The sequence below is a fragment of the Elusimicrobiota bacterium genome (assembly GCA_016218575.1).
In the GTDB taxonomy this organism is placed as follows: Bacteria; Elusimicrobiota; Elusimicrobia; order UBA1565; family UBA9628; genus JACRDN01.
Genome location: JACRDN010000008.1, coordinates 18,549 through 34,209 on the forward strand (window position 1 = coordinate 18,549; position 15,661 = coordinate 34,209).

A 15,661-nucleotide genomic window follows, 5' to 3' on the forward strand; every position below is an offset into this window, starting at 1 on the left:
CTACTTTTTTGGACCCCAGAAGTAAACGCCGAGCAGGGCCCATGGCCGGTAGGACGTTGGGCCCTGGCCCGCCGCGAGCTGATTGCGTGACTCCATGGTCGTCCCATAGACTCCGAGAAGGATCAAGGCCCCCCCCGCCACGCTCCAGGGGCTGAAGCCCTCCTTTTGAATGAGAACGGCCATGCCCACCCCGACCAAGGGTTGGAGGAAGATGAAGTTGGCCACGGTCGAGGCCGGCATCACCTCGAGGGCCTTGTTCCAGGCCCAGGTACCGAGGAAGGTGACGGCCGCGGCCAGGTAGGCCGCGGCGGCCACGGCCGAGCCCCCGGCTCCTGCCGGCCAGGCAATGCCCCCGCACAAAGCCATCGGCAGAAGAGACAGCGCCGTGGTCAGGCCCGCGAAGGTCATGGCGTCCACCTTGCGCAGAAGCGGCTTCCCTATTAATGAATACAAGGCCCAGCAGAAGCCATGTAGAAATAACAGAACGTCTCCTTTAAAATGGGGGGTGATCGTCGCATTCCAAAACGGGACTCCCTGCAGTATGATGAGCGTTGACCCCGCCAGCCCGCTCAAAAGTGCCGCGACTTTCAAGGAGTTGATGGTCTCCCCCAGGAAAAGAGCGGAGAGAAACACGAGAGTGACCGGCTCCACCCCCACCAGAAGCGATGCGTTGGAGGCGCTCGAGAGCTTCTGGCCCACGGTCCCGATGAGAAGCGGCGCGGCGTAACCAAGCACGGCCACCACCATCATCCTGGCCCAATCCCGCCAGGCCAGCTCCAGCCTCAAAACAGCCTTGTAGATCAAGGGCAGGAAGAAGAAGAACCCGAGCAGCGTCCGCCAGAAAACAAGTCCCTCGGGTGAAAAGCCCCGCAGGGCGTAGCCCGTCGCCACGTAGGAGGACCCTCCCAGGACATTGGCCAACACCACGAAGAACACTCCGTTCACGGGACATATATTATAGTCCAGAATGGCCCGGCTTCATGCCGACCGATAGAAGTTTGAACTTCACTTTGATATAATTTCCAAACTTGCATGGCATCATCGAACGGCGGTTTTCAGGGATCGGGGCGTTGGGCCGTGATCTTGGGCGGCTCCTCGGGGTTCGGCCTGGCCACGGCCAAGAGACTGGCCCAGGCCGGGGTGAACATCCTCATCGCGCACAAAGACAAGGAGGGCACGGTTGAGACCGTGATCAAGCCCCATTTCGAGGAGATCCGCAAGCACGGGGTCGAGCTCGTCACCCACAATGCCAATCTCTTCGACGACGAGGAGCGCGGGATGGTGTTCGAGAGCATTGAAAAGCATGCGGGGGCCGGCAACGTGCACCTGTTCATGCATTCCATAGCAGCCGGCTCCTGCAAACTCGTCGTCGAGGATAAGTCCCCCGATTTCAAGGGACAGGCCTTCAAAGGCCTCTCCGAAGCTTTGAAAAACGAGGGAGTCTCGGCCTCGCCCGAACTTCTGCGAAAGGCCGTCAACCTCGCCTTTCACGAAAAGGGTTGCGACGCCCTGTACACCTTGGCCGAAAGCCGCATTCCTTATAAAGAGGACCCCTTGAACGAGGACGATCTCCAGCGCACGATTTGGATGATGGGCTACGATTATCTCCTCTGGGGCCGAGAGCTCTTAAACGCGGGCCTCTTGACCAAGGACGCGCGCATGGTGGCCATGACCTCGGAGGGCAACGAGGTCGCCTGGAAGGGCTACGCCGCGGTCTCGGCCGCCAAATGCGCTCTCGAGGCCTCTTGCCGGGCCATGGCCGTGGAGCTGGCCCCCTACGGGGTGCGCTCCTACGTCGTGCAGGCCGGAATCACCGACACCCCGGCCGGAAACGCGATCCCTAATTTCGACCTGATGAAGGCCCAGGCGCGCCTCAGAAATCCCTTCCACCGCCTGACCACTCCCGAGGACGTAGCCGAGGCCATCTTCAGCCTCTGCCTGCCTTCTTTCTCCTGGACCAACGGAACCATCATCCGCGTGGACGGAGGCGAGGCCATCTCGGGGCTGTGATGCTCTCCATAATGGGGATGGGCTATTATTTGCCCAAGACAGAGATCACCAATGATTTTCTCCACCGAGAGGTGGGCCTCGAGCGAGGCCCGAATTGGGTGGATTCGCGTTTGGGCATCTACAAGCGCTATTCGGTTCTCAGCCGCGACTACATATTGAGGACCAAGAATCAGAACCCCGCCCAGGCCATGCTCCACGCCAAAAGCCTGGGCGAGACCCCCGTCACTATGGCCGCCAAGGCCGCCCGCATGGCCTTGGAGCAGGCCGAGGTCCGCCCGGAGCAGGTGGGCCTGGTGATCGGCAACTGCGACACCCCGTTTCAAACCATTCCGAGCCTGGCCAACCTGGTCGCCAAGGAACTCAAGATCGGGGGCGGCTCCCACCGGGACGTCAACAGCGCCTGCTCGAGCTTTGCCCTGCACATGCAGATGCTGAGCGAAATGGACGCCTCCCGCGTCCCTGAATTCATCCTCTGCCTACAGTCGAGCGCCTACACCACCCGGACCGACTATTCCGCGGCAAGCATAGACGGCTATATCTTCGGCGACGGCGCCGCGGCCCAGGTGGCCTCCCTCAAACGCCGCGGCCGGCTTCTGGTGGAGCCCATGATTTTCGAGACCAAGCCCTCCGACGCCGATGAGATCACGGTGGACATCGCCGGGCACTTCACGCAAAATGGGGCCCTGGTCCGGGAATTCTCCATCCGCAAGACTTGCGAGATGTTCGAGGCTATCGCGCAGGCCAAGGGCTTGTACGCCGAGCAGGTTTACACCGTGGCCCACCAGGCCAATCACGTGATGCAGGACTCCATCTTGGGCCATCTCAATCTGCCGGAAGAGCGGCATTTTCGCAACGTCCGCGAGCAGGGCAATATCGCGGCGGCGGGCTGCCCCTCCGCCATTGCCCAGAACCTGCAGCGCCTGCCCAAGGGTAGCCAGCTTGTCTACGCGGTGGTGGGAGCGGGGCTGGCCTGGGGCGGCGGCTACATGGAGGCTCTATAAATGACCAAGGACATCGCGGTCGTGACCGGCGCCTCGGGAGGCATCGGCCGGGCCATCGCCAAGAGAATCCACGAGAAGTCGGAAGGGACCCTGCGCCTGGCCCTGCATTACCACGGCAACCAGCAGGCGGCCGAGAGGCTGCGCTCGGAGATACCGGATTCCTTCCTGGTGAAGGCCGACCTGACCTCCCAGGGAGGCAGGCAAATGTTGCTTGCCGCCGCGCTTAAGGAAGGAACTCCCTACGTGCTGGTCAATAATGCCGGCATAGACAGCCCTCACGAGCCGGCGCTGAATATTCAAGAGGAGTCGTTCGATAAAATCATCTCCACCAATCTTAAGGCGCCGTTTTTTTTGATGCGCGATTTCGGCCGGGAAATGGCCCGGGCCGAGGGCGGGATCATCGTCAACGTGAGCTCCATCCTGGCCCGGAAGGCCCTGGTCGGAAGCGCCATTTACCGCGCCTCCAAGGCGGCGCTCGAGGCCGCGACCAAGCAATTCGCCTCGGAGCTCGGGCCCCGCGGGGTCCGGGTGAGTGCTGTGACCCCGGGCTTCATCGAGACCCCCATGACTAACGGGCTCTCCCAGGAGCTCAAGGAAGAGATGCGCGCCGAGATCGCGCTGGGCCGCTTCGGCGCTCCCGCGGCGGTGGCCGAGGCCGTATGCCAGCTCATAGAAAACGACTACATCAACGGCGCCGTGCTCGCAGTGGACGGGGGGATGAGCCTGTGAACGATCTCACCCCCGCCGAGGTCCTGGCCTTGGTCCCCCAGCAGAGGCCCATGCGCTTCATAGACGAGATACTTGAGCTCGACCAGGAGCATATCCTCGCGGTTTACACCTGGAAGGACGAGGACTGCGCCGGGCATTTTCCCGGCAACCCCGTAGTCCCCGGGGTCAAGCTCATAGAGATGTCGGCGCAGGTGGGCAACGTGGCCTGGGGGATTTACCACATGGCCCTCAAGACCTCCCCCGAGGAGATCGGCCTCATGGTCGGATTCTTCACCGAGATAGAGCGCGGGGTTTTCAAGAAGATGGTGCGCCCCGGAGACAAGGTGGCGGCCTACGCCCACTTCGGCCCGGACGGCTACTTTCGCGGCAACAAGATGGCCAGCCGCGTCGAGATCCAGTTCTCGGGCGGGCCCAAGGACGGCGAGGAGATATTCTCCGCAAGAACCTCCGGGCTGTGGGTCCCGAGGGATTCCCCCGCATTGAAATGACCATGAGAAAGCGCGTGGTCGTGACCGGGTTGGGCGTGGTGGCCCCCAACGGCGTGGGCCTGGCCAATTACCGCCAGGCCCTGCGGGCGGGCAAATCCGGCATCAAGCGGCACGAGGAGCTCGAAAAACTCAACTTCTCGGCCCAGATCGGCGGGATCCCCCCCCTCGAGGAGGAGGACGTCCTCCGGGTCATCTCCGAGAGCGACTACCACAAACTCAACGAGGCCATGATCTACACGGCCCTGGCCGCGGTGGAATGCGCCCGCAGCTCCGGGGTCGATATTGATCTGCGCAAGGGCTACCAGGCAAACCCCGTGGATTGGAGCTCAGGAGCCATCATAGGCTCGGGCCTGGGCGGAATGGACACCATTTTCAACGAGATCGGGCCCACCTTGGAGGAGGCCGCGAGCCAGGAGCCGGGACGCGGCACCATGCCCATGGGAACCGACATCGTGCCCAAGGTCATGGGTTCCTCGATCAGCGTCACGGTGGGCAAGTTCCTGGGGGCTGGCGGCCAGGTGAGCTCCAACAGCTCCGCCTGCAACACCGGAACCGAGGCGATTTTCGAAGGCTTCAAGCACCTCCAGCTCGGCTACGCAGAGTCCATGTACGTGGGCGGAGCCGAGGGAACGCATTACGCGCTCTGGGCCGGGTTTGACGCCATGCGAGACGTGCTCTGCTCCAAGTTCAACCACATGCCCGAAAAGGCCTCCCAGCCCATGGGGACCGGGGCCTGCGGCTTCGTGCCGAGCGGCGGGGCCGCGGTGCTGAGGCTCGAGACCCTGGAGTCGGCCGGGAAGCGCGGGGCCCCCATCCTCTGCGAGCTCGTCTCTGCCTATTGCAATTCCGGGGGCCAACGCGACGGCGGCACCATGACTTTCCCCAACGCCGACGGGGTGTCTCGCTGCATCCGAAAGACCATCCAAGATGGAGAGATATCTCCAAAGGATATTTCTCTTATCAACGGACATCTGACATCCACCACGGCTGACCCGAGGGAGGTCAACTCCTGGATCCGAGCCCTCGAGCTCGATCCCAAGAAGTTCCCGTTCATCCAAGCCACCAAGTCCATGATCGGGCATTGCCTGGGAGCGGCCGGAGCCCTGGAAGCCGCCGCGGTCGTGGACCAACTCGTCCACGGCTACGTGCACCCCTCAATCAACAGCGAGGAGGTCCACCCCGAGATTTTGAAGGTGTCCCAAAGCATCCCCCACGAGCTCCAGGAGCGAGAACTCCGCTACGTCATCAAGGCCTCCTTCGGCTTCGGAGATGTCAACGGCTGCCTATTATTCAAACGCTGGGAGGGTTCATAACATGGCATTCAAGAGACGGGAGACCGTGATCGAGGCGGTGGATTTGAACGCGATTTCGCCCGACGAGACCGAGAAGAAGATCATCGCCGGAGTCAGGAAATACGCTACCAACGAGGCCAACTGGTCCAAGGCCGACGGCAACGTCCCCTACCTCGGGCACATCATCGGCATGGGCATCGAGTCAAGCAACCTGGCCGACATCACCATGTCCATCGAGAGGCAATTCCTCACGCGCAAGACCAAGCGCGTGCCCCTGGCCGAGGGGAGCGCTGAGTTTCGCCTGGAGGACGGGGAGCTCGGAAAGCTGCGCATCCTCGATGGGCAGGACGCTCTGGCCGCCACCCCGGGGCTCTCCGTCAAGATGCTCATGGATTTCGGCCATATGCCCGAGAACGAGGCCTATCTCTCCAAGATTGTCTCTTTCGCCTACATCGTGGCAGTGGGCGATGGCTACAAGATGAACGATGCTCTCCGCAAGGTCCTGGCCAAGCTCGAGAAGCTCTCCGGGACGGAGAGGGAGGAGGCCGTCCAGAACTTGAGGGCCATGGCCGAACAGGCCAAGGCTTACGAGGCGCTCCTCGCCGACCCCAAAGCCTTGGCCGCCTCGCGCCAAAAGTCCTACGAGAACGACAAGCGCGCCTGCGAGGCATTGAGCCAGGATCTGGCGGTGGCGAGCGACAAGATCAAGGGCCTCTCTTCCTCCAACGATACCGCCCAGATCGCATCACTACGCTCCGAGGAGGGGGAGCTCAAGACCCGCCTCAAAATGGCCCAGGCAAAGCTCCGGGTTTCCGAGGAGGCGGCCAAGGACGCGGCCAACCGAAAACCCGTCGAGGAGGCCAAGGTGCGGGAGCTGCGAGGACTCCTCTCGGAGAGCTTGGCGCAGGCCGCCAAGCATTAGCGTTTGCTCGCCCGCGAGGAAACCTTCGCCTTAAAGGTCCAGGGCCTGGCGAGCCGGGCCTTCGCCTGGCCCATTTATTGGGCCATGGTCGCGGCGGGGCGACTTTACTTCCGCTACAAGTTCTCGGGCTTGAAGGAGTTCCGCCGCGAGATTTGGGAGAAGCTCGAGTCCCGCGAGGGCCCGGTGATCTGGGCCGCCAACCACCTGACCCTCATCGACTCATTCCTGGTGTTCTGGGCGGTCTGCCCCTGGCGCAAGGCCGCCGACAGGCGCCTGGGGCCCTGGTCCACGCCGGAATACCGCAATTATTACCACCTGGGGGGCTTCTTCAAGGCCCGGCTCATCAGAGGCCTCATGTATCTCTGCCGCTGCATCCCTTTCCTAAGGGAAGGAGAGGACGAAGCCTCGGCGCGCTGGCGCGAAAGGGTCTTCGACAAATGCGCCTGGCTTCTCAACAACGGGGGCTCTGTCTTCATCTACCCGGAGGCCGGCCGCTCGCGCTCGGGCTGGCTTGACCGGAGAAAACCCAAGGATTTTCTTGGGCGCTTGGCGTTGATGGCCCCCAATGCGTCTTTTCTCTGCGTCTATCTGCGCGGGGAGTCCCAGCTCTACACGACCGCGGCTCCAGCCAAGGGCGAGACCTTCCGCATGCATGCCGACCTCATCCCCGCGGTCCTTCCAGGAGAAACCGCGCCACGCCAGATTTCCCAGCGGCTTTTCGACAAATTGAGCGAGCTCCAAAACCTATGGTTTGCGGGTAGCGCCCTTCCCAAGAACTGCGGGGGCAACGATATCGTCGACCTCAACTCCCCCCTGGCCCGGGAGCATTTCGACCCGGAGACCGGAGATGTGGACCCCGACTGGAGCGAGCGCCACTTCACGGCCAAGGAGCGCGCTTACCTCGCCGAGCTCCCTAGGGAGCGGGTCTACCCGGCCTGCTGGAAATTCCTGGCGGCTAAAGAGGCTTCTCACAAAGCCCTCTCCCAATCAGGAATCCACACGCCCTCTGGAGGATTCCTGATGCTACAGGCCGACCTCTTCCGGCGCCGGGTCCTGCACAGGCCCACCGGAGCCCAGGTCGAGATCGCCTTCACGGATGAGGGCCCCGAGAGAGTCCATTGCCTGGCTGTTTTCCGGGGCGGCTCGCTTGGTTCCGCCGAGGAGGCGGGGGATGTTCTGTGGGAAGTAAGCGAGCTCCCGCAGGGAGCTCGCCCGCAAGACCATGTTCGGGAGATGTGCCTGCGACTTATCGCCTCCTCCTCGGATGAGATCAAAACTCCCGACGTTCTTAGTTTCACCGAAGTGGACGGAATACCGAAGGTTCTTTACAAGGGGAAAGCCCAGGACTGGGGGCTTTCCCTATCTCACTCAGGCCGCTTTACGGCCTGCTCGTTCATGATCTCATGACCTCCATGGATAAAAAATACTGCGTGATGTTCGCCGGGCAATCCGTCCAGGAGACCGGCATGTGCCGGGAGTTGTGGGAGCTTCCCGCCGCGCGGGACGTTCTCAAGAGGCTTAAGCCTTCATTGGGCGAGGACCTGGAATACATCACGACCGGGATGCCGGAGTCCGAGCTCGCCCTCACCTTCAACGCCCAACGCGCCATCCACGCCCATCACCTGGGCCACTGGTTCGCCTATAAGGCCGCTCATCCGGGCCTGGCCTTGGATGGGGCCGTAGGCCACTCCATGGGAGTCGTGGCTGCCCTGGTGGCCGCCGGATGCTTGAGCGTGGAGGACTCCGGAGTGTTCATCCGCGCCCGAGCCCAAGCCTTCTCCGACGTTTGCAGGAGCTTTACGGTCCCCATGGGACTTGCCGCCATCTCCACCGAAGTCCTGGACGATGCCGTGGGTGAGCTCAAGGCCTTTTCCGGCGTCGAGTTGGCCCTCCACAACACCGTCGGCCGGGGCGTATTGGGAGGAACCCTCGCCAACCTGCAGGCCTTCGCGGCGAAAGCGGAGCAAGAGGGGTGGCCGGTGAAGATAAGAATTTTAAAGGTAGAAGGACCTTACCATACTAGCGCGTTCACTTCTTGCAAGGAATCCCTAAAACTAGCTCTCGACCGGGTCGAACTTCGTTCGCCCCGGGTCTCATTATTTATGGGCACTTCCGGACGGCGGGAGAGGGATCCTCAAAGGATAAAGGAATTGCTTGTAGAGCAGGCCGACTCCTGCGAGAAGCATCTGGCCGCGGTCCGTTCGGCCTATGAGGCGGGCTGCCGGAATTTCCTGGAGGTAGCCCACAAGCCCCAGCCGCTGACCTGGATCAAGGACCAGCTGCAAGACGAGAAGGGCGAGCTTCTCCCGGGAATCTCGACCCTCGCCGTCAAGACGGCGGAAATCGGGAGATAGCCGCTTCCCGCTCCTCGCATTTGCTGCAGCGCCCGCAATGCCTCAGGCCCTGGGGCCTGAGGCAGGAAAAAGTCAATTCGGCGGGAAAGCCCGGGACCAGGCGCGCCACGTCCTGCTTGCTCCTGCGCCTGTAGGGGGCCATGATCTTGATCCGAAATCCGAGCGCGGCATCGAGGGTTATTTCCATGGACTTAAAGAACGCCGGGCGGGCGTCAAGGAAGGGATTGCCCTTAAGGATGGCCAAGGCCACGACGGGTATGCCCCGGCGCGCGCAATACATGCCGGCATGGCTCAGTAAAACCAAATTCCTTCCAGGCAGGTACACGTCCTCGCAGGGACTGCCCGCCGGGGGAATTTCCCGCCCGGTCAGGCTCCAGTGGCCTGCAAGCAGGCCGCGCATGGGAACCTCCAGGATCGCAAGAGGCCTCAGGCCAGGACATGCCAGCGCCCTAAGAAACTTCTTAAGCCAGGCCTCCTCGGTTTTTTCCCAGCCGAATCCGCTCCGGACGTAGAGCGGCCTCACTTCATGGCCCCGGCGCAAAAGATCGGCGATGAGGACCGAGCTGTCGAGGCCTCCGCTGGCCAGAACGCAGACCTTCCCCGAGTTCATGACTGCTCCACCCCAGCGCAAAAGCGCGCCTTTACGTCCTCCAGCATGGGCTCGCAAAGAGCCGGGCTTGCACCCATCAGCAGGCGGCAATACGCCGATTCTCCGCAGAGCTTCAAATCGCGGGCGTCGTAGGCCCGGTGGTAGGTCGCAAGATCCTGACATCTCCTGGGGAAAGGCGGCGGGAGGAGGCGCGGGCATACCGCTGGGTCCTCGCCCCGAGCGTAGAGGAGCCTGCCAACGCAATCCTCGAGATCGGGGGCATAGCGGTAATAAGGGAGAAGCTCCGAGCAGGCCGCGCGCGGATCTCCCCCGGATCGGAAATAGCGGGCCACGATCGGACAGGCCTTGCGAAAGGTTCCCGCCTTGAAGGGGCCTCCGTCGCTCGGAATGCGGTGGGAGTTCTCGCGCAGGCAGGCCTCGAGGACCTGGGCGCCGCGGGTGATCCGCTCGCGGTCGAACATCCAGAGATAGCAGTCTCTTTTGCAGGAGTAGACCAGCGGAAACGGCCATGGTTTTGGAGAACGGCCGGAAGCCTTTCGGTCCAGGGGGGCCAACTCCTCGCAGATATTGGGGTTGTCGAGAGTGAATGCCCGGCAGGCGAGGTAGAGCCGCGCGTACTCGGCGAGCTCAGGCGCGCGAGCCAAAGCCTTCTCCAGGGAAAATTCCTTGCGGCAGGCCGCCTCCGGTTGGGCAGCAGCGGCAAAGGCGGCGACGAACAGGAAGCTCAGTGGCAAAGCTTCTCCTCCAGGCCTCGGCTGATGGCCGCGGCCAACTCCATCCCGCGGCCCGCCAGGGCCCGGCAGACGTCCGAGTCTGCGCAGACTCCCGCGTCGCCCGAGGCGATCGCCTTGCGCGAGAGGGCGATGCCCCGGCAGCGCTCGGCATAGAGATCGAAAGTCCCCCTCAAACCGTCGCATGCGGAGGCCTCTCCCTCGTACGCCTTAAAGCCCCTGGCGCAGGCCCGCACCTGGTGCGGGCCGTAGTAGCGGGGGACCAGGCTTGGGCAGACAGCCGAGGGACTCTCCATATTCTTCTCCAGAAGCCCGCACAAGAATTCGGCGTCGTTCGGACCCATCGTCGGTTGGCGGCTCAGGGAATCACGGCATATTCGAGGGAAGTCTTCTGTTCGTCCCGCCAAGGCCCGCGCGAAGGCCATCTCATGATACCATTCCCGGCAAGCCTCGTCGTGCGGGACGGATTGGCCGGTGAAGACCTTCCGGAAGGGGGCCAAGGCCGAGCAGACCCTGGGATCCCCCTTGGCCAAGGCCAAATAGCGGAAATAAAGCGCGGCCCGTGGCAAAGCTAGGTCATTGAAAGCCCTAAGGCTCTCCTGCTCCCATGGCGGCGGAGAGGCTTCTCTCAGAAGAGCCTCCACGCTGAAGGGATGGGGGCATGTCAGAGCTTTCCTTAATAAAGAAGGCCCGGGAGAGTTGCCGTTATGGGCGACCCCTTGATGAGCCGCAGAAATTCCCCCTGCCGTTGCATGCGGGCGTTCCTCAAAGCTCGGCGCCGGCAGCTGCGGCACGACGGCGGGCTTTGGAGGTGTTGTGAGGGCCTCGAGGAACGCCACCAGAAACTCCTTTTCCTCGGCGGAAAGCCCCAGGGGCTTTATGGCGGGATCCCGGCCTTGGGCCTCGTCGCCGCCGCGGTCGTAGAAATCCACCACCTCCCTCAGAGTGCGCAGGCTGCCATCGTGCATGTAGGGCGCGGTTAGAGCAGCGTTGCGCAGGGAAGGGGTCCGGAAAGCGGCCCTGCTGGCCGGCCCCGGCAGGACGGCGGAGCGCCCCTCGTCCGGCATCGGGGATTTTAATCCGATATTGTGAAAATTGCCGTCCGAGAAGTCCGGTGTCGCGTGGCAGCGCAGACATTGGGCCTTCCCAGTGAAAAGCACGAGACCCCGGGCCACGGCCGGCTGCATGGGCGCGCCCTTCTCATGGAAGCGGTCGAATGGGCTGTCCGGCTCCTGCTCCAATGAAGCCACGAAAGCCTCGAGGGCGCGCGCGGCGAGGGCGGGAAGATTTTCCTTGCGCCCGTAAAGCCTATCCAGACCTCGGGCGTAGAACGGGATCGCCCTAAGCTTGGAGTCCAAAGCCTCCAAGCCCTGGTTCATCTCCTTTGGGTTGCGGATGGCGCTCAGGACGGCTTCGCTGATGCTCTTGGCTCGCCCATCCCAGAAGAGCAGCTTGCTGTAGTGGACGTTGAGCAGGCTCGGAGTGTTGCGCGGACCCTCCTGGTGGTTGAAGCCTTTGGCCCTGGGCAAGCCGTCCGACCAGGCCAGGCCGGGCTGATGGCAGGAGGCACAGCTCACCGCATTGTTGACGGAAAGCCGCGGATCGAAAAACAGCTGCTTGCCGAGCTCGACCTCCTCGGACTTGGCGAGGGTTTTGCGGCGCAGATACGGGAAAAAAGCGTCTATCTTGTCGAGGGCCGCCCCCAATTCTTCAGGGCTTGGGAACGCTGCCTCGCGGCCCTCTGCCGCGCCGGCAAGACCCATAGAGAGAAAGAATACCCCGCTCCAGGCCCTGCGCTTAAAACTGGACATAGCGAAACGGACCGACAGGGTTTTGCAGGGCCAGGTAGACGACCGCGGCGGCGGCCGCGGCGAGGGCCAGCAGGGCAAGCCCCCACCATGCCCTGAGCCGCCAGAGAAAGGAGAAGACTTTTTTCAGGATTTCCATGACCCGGATCATAATTTAATCTTTTGCAGGACGAGTTCGGCAATGACCTGGTGCGCCTCTTGATTGGGATGCGTGTCATCCCGGGCCACCCACCACCGGTGGGGTTCCCCCTCGCCGCCGAAGGCCTCCAGGGCGTCGATAACGACGCAGCCCCGGGTCTCGAAGACCCGCCTTATCCGCTGATGGATAGGGGCAAAAGGGTAGTCCTTAAGCTCATGGAGGTCGGGCAGAAGAAGAACGGTGAGCTTGGCATCGAGCGCCTGCGCCTGGTCCGCGGCCTCTTCCAGCAAGGCCTTGTAGCGCGGCCAGCGCTCCCCCGCGTAAAGCGAATTGTAGTAGGCGGCGTACTGACGCCCGGGAGAACGGCTCACCTTCCAAGCCCGGGCCATGAGTTTGCCGACCACGCAGATCATTGAGTGCCGCGCCAGGAAGTTAAGCCGGTATTTTTGGGCGCTCTCGGCGTCGTTGATGAAGAACGCCAGAATGATATGGTCGGGCCGGTATTTATAACCCTCCTGGCGCAAATAGGCCAGCTCTTGGGCCGTGCCGTAATTGCCCACGCCCGCGTTGATCACCTCGTAGCGCCGCCCCGCGGGGCGGCGCGGTCCGCGGTTCAAGGCCTCCTCGATCCTGCGGCAGAAAGTCTTATCCTGAGCGACCCCGAAGCCGAAGGTCAAGGAATCCCCGAGGACCAGGACGCGGTAGACCCCGGCGGGTTTGTCGTAGGCCTTTTCCGGCCCCCTCAAGCCCTTGGAGTTGATGCGGACCTCCACCCCCATGATCCGAGCCGAGGCTCCGGGACGGTGGACGTGGGAGCGGGCGTCGCCCACCGATCGCTTGAGGAGCTGGGAGTATTTCCACATCTCGACGTCGTAATTCTGGACGAGGAGAAAGCCGAGCCGCAGAAACGCCTCCGCCATGGCGATGGAGAAGAGGAGAGGCGCCGCAGTTTTTCGCATCCTTGGCGAGCCATTATATATTACATTGCCCCGGCCCCTTCCTTGATTATATCATCCATGGGTGAAGAAGCTGATCGTAGCGGCCCTACTTCTCTCCCGCGGCGTCGGACAAGCTCTGGCCCAGGCAGTCAACGACCCGATTTCGCGGCGTTATTATTACGAGGATATCTTTGAACCGTTCTTCTCGCCCGATAAAGACAACCCCGAAATTTACCGTTCCCGACGTCCGGGAGCGGCCAACGGCTCCTTCCCCATCCGTAAGGGCAAGGACGCCTTTCGGATTTTCATCCTAGGAAGCTCCATCGCCAAGCTCTTCGGGGAAAGCCGCGAGGGAGGCTTTCGGGAAATGCTGGGGAAAGCCTCGCCCTTCAAAGAGATAGAGCTCCTTAACTGCGGGATGAGCGGCTACGACAGCTTCCGGACCCTAATGCTCGAATCGGAGGTTCTCGCCTATTCTCCGGATCTCATCGTCATCCTCATGGGATTCACCGAAGCCGCCGGCACGCCCCCGGTCCCCCTGTGGCTGCTCAAGGTCCAGGATCGCCTATCCCGGCTCAAGGCCTACCAAGCGCTCCTCGATAAATTTTCCGCCGGTCCCCCCTCGCGGCCTTACGCCGAGATGGAAGCGGCCTTCGGCGCCAACCTCCGCCAGATGCTCCGCCAGGCCCGCCTCAAGGGAGTCCCCGCGGTGGTGGTAGTGCCTCCCCTCAATTACAGGGACGCCCCCCCGACCGGACCTGCCCCGGCGGACGAACGCTTCGTGAAGGGCTGGGTGCTCCACCTTCAAGGCCGGCATCGGGAGGCGGCCGCCGAGCTAAGGCTCTCGGGTTCCGCTCTGGGCCTCTTCTATGCCGGGAGATCTGAGGAAAGGCGCGGCCTTGCTGAAGACGCCCGCAGGGACTACGAACGCTCCATTGACCTGGACCGCAAACCAGACGACCTGCGCTGTGGCTCTTCCTGCCGGGGGCTTATCAAGCGCGTTTCGCGCGAGGAAGGAGCCATTTTGGCGGACGCCGACGCCCTGTTCAAAAGGAAGGCATTTCCGGGACTGCCGGGCCTCGACATGTTCGACGACGCCGTTCACTGGAAGAGCCCCTGCAACGCCCTGGTCTCGGCGGCCGTTATCGAGAGCATGGGAAAGAAGCCGGAGATGAAATCGCTCGAGGCTTGCCCCGGTGCCCGGGGAAGCTGGACCACCCTTGAATACGCCTTCAACCAGATCTCCGCGCCGAACCGGCGATCCTTGTCGCACCGGGCCGTCGTCTTCCTGGAGGCGTCCCTCGGGAAACGGACCGAGCCTGAAGCGCTCCCCGCCTTGGTGAAGAGGGCCGCGGCGAGCGCCGCGGCCAACGCGGGGCCCTGGGGAGCTCCCGCCGTCAATACAGATCCTTCCCTTTTTTACTGGCATTTGGGCGAGATCGAATCCCTTCGCGGCAACCTTCAGGAGGCTGGCCGCTTCTACTCCAGAGCCCTGGCCTTGAATCCCGCCCTTCCCCGCCTATGGGCAAGCCAAGCCGTCGCGCTGGCCTTGCTCCGGGATCGCGACGGCGCGCGCCGGAGCTTCACCGAGGGATTGGCCCGCGCCCGAGGCCCTGGGAGAGAAGAGGAGTCCCGACATATCCGCGCGGCTATGAGAGCCCTGGGATTGGAGCAGTCTCCGAGAACACCGCCGGCCGCGCCGCGCCACCTAAAAAAGAGCTCGGCGCCGCGCCTTCAACCCTTCTGGACCGCGCAGGCCTACTCCGCGCTGAGGGCGAAAAACCGGCGGCTGGCCCTCGAGTTCCTGGCCAAGGCCATGAGCTCGGCCCGCGCCCCCGGGGACCTGCACGCCGCCGCCTTGGGCTACCAGGAGGCGGGAGACCTAAAGACCGCCCTGCGTCTCTTGAATGGGCTCGCCCGCCGCGCGCCGCCGCGCGCCGAATATCTCAAGGATTTGGGGATATGCCTGTACCGTAGCGGGAATGTCGCGGAAGCAATTAAAAGCCTGGAAGCCGCGGTCAGGCTCGACCCGGAGGGGCCGCAAGCCCTGATGAGCCTCGGCTCGATATACCAGTCCCAGGGGCGCCTAAGGCAAGCCCTCAAGCTCTACGACTCGGCCCTGGCGGCGGGGCTCGGGGGCAAGGAGCTCAATGCCAGGATTCGAGACAGCCGGAAAGAAATACTTTCTCTGCCGCGCAAGCCCTGAAGCGGCTCAGGGCTTGCGCTTCTCCTGGATGAACTCGATCTTATTGTCCTCTGGGTCGAATCCCGTGACGCAGCGCGCCCCCCACTCCTCGTCGGCCGGAGGCTTGGGGAACTTCACCTTGTCCTTGAGCCGCTCGTAGAGGGCGTCCACGTCGTCCACCCTGAAGCCGAAGCCGCAGCGAGACGCGCTGGCTCCGCCGGCCCCCTTCAAGTCCTCGATGTCCTTGCGGTCCTTGTGGATCACGAGCCATTGGTCCTGGCCCAAATTAAGGACGACGCAGTCCGGACAGTCGTGGTGCACGGGCAGGCCGAGGACTCCGGAGTAAAAGCGCGCCACCTTCTCGACGTCCAAGGCCTTGATGATGACGTTGTAAAATCCCCGAATTCCGGCGACGGTCTGGGTCATGCTCTCACCTCGCTAAACTCAATCATAC

The 15,661-nt window shown here is 62.9% G+C and carries 16 protein-coding genes; 9 read left to right on the forward strand and 7 right to left on the reverse strand.

The genetic code is table 11. The features are described 5' to 3' along the window. A complete protein-coding gene (locus HY921_02240; protein ID MBI5629685.1) occupies positions 1-945 on the reverse strand; it encodes a DMT family transporter in 945 nt (314 codons plus the stop codon). A gap of 87 nt (positions 946-1,032) precedes the next feature. Here HY921_02240 and HY921_02245 point away from each other — a divergent pair, with 87 nt between their 5' ends. The 8 genes from HY921_02245 to HY921_02280 are packed head-to-tail and all read left to right on the forward strand — an operon-like array spanning position 1,033 to position 8,796. Next, complete coding sequence (locus HY921_02245) at positions 1,033-2,010, forward strand: SDR family oxidoreductase (GenBank protein MBI5629686.1); 978 nt, start codon at positions 1,033-1,035, stop codon at positions 2,008-2,010. Continuing rightward, entirely contained in the window at positions 2,007-3,011 is a 1,005-nt protein-coding gene (locus tag HY921_02250; GenBank protein ID MBI5629687.1) for a hypothetical protein, read from the forward strand. The genes HY921_02245 and HY921_02250 overlap by 4 nt, the downstream gene beginning before the upstream one ends. Next, entirely contained in the window at positions 3,012-3,740 is a 729-nt protein-coding gene (locus HY921_02255; protein ID MBI5629688.1) for an SDR family oxidoreductase, read from the forward strand. It begins immediately after the preceding gene. Next, positions 3,737-4,228, forward strand: a complete 492-nt coding sequence (locus HY921_02260) for a beta-hydroxyacyl-ACP dehydratase (GenBank protein MBI5629689.1) — start codon at positions 3,737-3,739, stop codon at positions 4,226-4,228. The genes HY921_02255 and HY921_02260 overlap by 4 nt, the downstream gene beginning before the upstream one ends. A gap of 2 nt (positions 4,229-4,230) precedes the next feature. Then, positions 4,231-5,541 (forward strand): beta-ketoacyl-[acyl-carrier-protein] synthase family protein, encoded by a 1,311-nt coding sequence (locus tag HY921_02265; protein MBI5629690.1) that lies wholly within the window; start codon positions 4,231-4,233, stop codon positions 5,539-5,541. Between the two features lies 1 nt (position 5,542). Further along, positions 5,543-6,442: a hypothetical protein gene (locus HY921_02270; GenBank protein ID MBI5629691.1), complete on the forward strand. Its 900-nt coding sequence runs from the start codon at positions 5,543-5,545 to the stop codon at positions 6,440-6,442. Positions 6,443-6,445: 3 nt separating this feature from the next. Beyond that, positions 6,446-7,849: a 1-acyl-sn-glycerol-3-phosphate acyltransferase gene (locus HY921_02275; protein MBI5629692.1), complete on the forward strand. Its 1,404-nt coding sequence runs from the start codon at positions 6,446-6,448 to the stop codon at positions 7,847-7,849. A gap of 5 nt (positions 7,850-7,854) precedes the next feature. Then, a complete protein-coding gene (locus tag HY921_02280) occupies positions 7,855-8,796 on the forward strand; it encodes an ACP S-malonyltransferase (GenBank protein MBI5629693.1) in 942 nt (313 codons plus the stop codon). Here the strand turns inward: HY921_02280 and HY921_02285 are convergent. From HY921_02285 to HY921_02305, 5 genes are read right to left on the reverse strand one after another with little or no spacing between them, the layout of a single operon-like run. Beyond that, positions 8,771-9,406 (reverse strand): 7-cyano-7-deazaguanine synthase, encoded by a 636-nt coding sequence (locus HY921_02285; protein ID MBI5629694.1) that lies wholly within the window; start codon positions 9,404-9,406, stop codon positions 8,771-8,773. The genes HY921_02280 and HY921_02285 overlap by 26 nt on opposite strands. Next, positions 9,403-10,140, reverse strand: coding sequence for a hypothetical protein (locus HY921_02290; GenBank protein MBI5629695.1), 738 nt, complete (start codon positions 10,138-10,140; stop codon positions 9,403-9,405). The genes HY921_02285 and HY921_02290 overlap by 4 nt, the downstream gene beginning before the upstream one ends. Continuing rightward, positions 10,131-11,948, reverse strand: coding sequence for a hypothetical protein (locus tag HY921_02295; GenBank protein ID MBI5629696.1), 1,818 nt, complete (start codon positions 11,946-11,948; stop codon positions 10,131-10,133). The genes HY921_02290 and HY921_02295 overlap by 10 nt, the downstream gene beginning before the upstream one ends. Beyond that, the gene (locus tag HY921_02300) at positions 11,935-12,084 is read right to left on the reverse strand and encodes a hypothetical protein (GenBank protein ID MBI5629697.1); all 150 of its coding nucleotides are present in this window, start codon (positions 12,082-12,084) and stop codon (positions 11,935-11,937) included. The genes HY921_02295 and HY921_02300 overlap by 14 nt, the downstream gene beginning before the upstream one ends. A gap of 8 nt (positions 12,085-12,092) precedes the next feature. Further along, positions 12,093-13,043, reverse strand: coding sequence for an SGNH/GDSL hydrolase family protein (locus HY921_02305; protein ID MBI5629698.1), 951 nt, complete (start codon positions 13,041-13,043; stop codon positions 12,093-12,095). Positions 13,044-13,104: 61 nt separating this feature from the next. On the opposite strand from HY921_02305, the gene HY921_02310 reads away from it, so the two are divergent. Beyond that, positions 13,105-15,228: a tetratricopeptide repeat protein gene (locus HY921_02310; GenBank protein ID MBI5629699.1), complete on the forward strand. Its 2,124-nt coding sequence runs from the start codon at positions 13,105-13,107 to the stop codon at positions 15,226-15,228. A gap of 6 nt (positions 15,229-15,234) precedes the next feature. On the opposite strand, the gene HY921_02315 is transcribed toward HY921_02310, so the two are convergent. Then, positions 15,235-15,633 carry a VOC family protein gene (locus HY921_02315; GenBank protein MBI5629700.1) on the reverse strand — a complete coding sequence of 133 codons (399 nt, stop codon included), beginning with the start codon at positions 15,631-15,633 and terminating at the stop codon, positions 15,235-15,237. Positions 15,634-15,661 lie beyond the last annotated feature (28 nt).

Bases quoted from the DNA above. Each gene is read 5' to 3' on its own strand.
- HY921_02305 (MBI5629698.1), bottom strand. From the start codon at position 13,043: ATGCGAAAAACTGCGGCGCCTCTCCTCTTCTCCATCGCCATGGCGGAG.
- HY921_02245 (MBI5629686.1), top strand. From the start codon at position 1,033: ATGGCATCATCGAACGGCGGTTTTCAGGGATCGGGGCGTTGGGCCGTG.
- HY921_02300 (MBI5629697.1), bottom strand. From the start codon at position 12,084: ATGGAAATCCTGAAAAAAGTCTTCTCCTTTCTCTGGCGGCTCAGGGCA.
- HY921_02265 (MBI5629690.1), top strand. From the start codon at position 4,231: ATGAGAAAGCGCGTGGTCGTGACCGGGTTGGGCGTGGTGGCCCCCAAC.
- HY921_02270 (MBI5629691.1), top strand. From the start codon at position 5,543: ATGGCATTCAAGAGACGGGAGACCGTGATCGAGGCGGTGGATTTGAAC.
- HY921_02255 (MBI5629688.1), top strand. From the start codon at position 3,012: ATGACCAAGGACATCGCGGTCGTGACCGGCGCCTCGGGAGGCATCGGC.
- HY921_02295 (MBI5629696.1), bottom strand. From the start codon at position 11,948: ATGTCCAGTTTTAAGCGCAGGGCCTGGAGCGGGGTATTCTTTCTCTCT.
- HY921_02315 (MBI5629700.1), bottom strand. From the start codon at position 15,633: ATGACCCAGACCGTCGCCGGAATTCGGGGATTTTACAACGTCATCATC.
- HY921_02285 (MBI5629694.1), bottom strand. From the start codon at position 9,406: ATGAACTCGGGGAAGGTCTGCGTTCTGGCCAGCGGAGGCCTCGACAGC.
- HY921_02280 (MBI5629693.1), top strand. From the start codon at position 7,855: ATGGATAAAAAATACTGCGTGATGTTCGCCGGGCAATCCGTCCAGGAG.